General features: G+C 48.8%; 1 protein-coding gene. It reads left to right on the plus strand.

Translation table 11 applies throughout. The features are described 5' to 3' along the window. Positions 1-206 precede the first annotated feature (206 nt). Positions 207-530 carry a hypothetical protein gene (locus tag ACSZPU_RS26215; protein ID WP_499004547.1) on the plus strand — a complete coding sequence of 108 codons (324 nt, stop codon included), beginning with the start codon at positions 207-209 and terminating at the stop codon, positions 528-530. Positions 531-596 lie beyond the last annotated feature (66 nt).

Raw genomic sequence — 596 nt, forward strand, 5'->3', positions numbered from 1 at the left:
TATCTTTCAATGGTCAAGCTGGGTTGCATCCGATTGTTTTACAAGAGGTTATGCAATTAAGGGACACAGCCTAGTGTGTTTAACGCCCTGAAAGAAGAGGAGGTGCGCAGGAACCCTGAGTATCAGGGCGAGTTCCTGGAATCACATATTGAGGGTATTCGCAGCGGTAACGCTTTTTTTTAAACCATATGTCGGATGCGCTGGGATTGTTTTTGTACGCCGGTGACTACTGGGGCAACAAAATCAGCTTTGAGCTGTGCCTGCGCTCCTGCAGCGATATTTTCTCGAAGGCCGATTACATTCTCGCGGATTACTATCAGGGCAAACTTGAGAGTTTCAGCTATAACGATCATGCCCAGTATACGGCCATGAAGTACGCCATTTACTTTCCCCATGGCGAAACCGCCGAAGCGTATAAAGCCTATTGCATCCACATGCTGGCGAAGTGCAGCTCAAGCCTCGAGTTCGTTCAGGACTTCACCGTCGCACATGAGTATTATTTTGACAAAGTGGCCGTACGCGCTAGATAGTGTCGTCACAAGATTTTAGCCCAGAGAGCGATGCATCTGATCTGGACGGCAGCGAGAAATGAGGCC

It is taken from the genome of Phytobacter sp. V69 (genome assembly GCF_965644215.1).
GTDB lineage: Bacteria > Pseudomonadota > Gammaproteobacteria > Enterobacterales > Enterobacteriaceae > Phytobacter.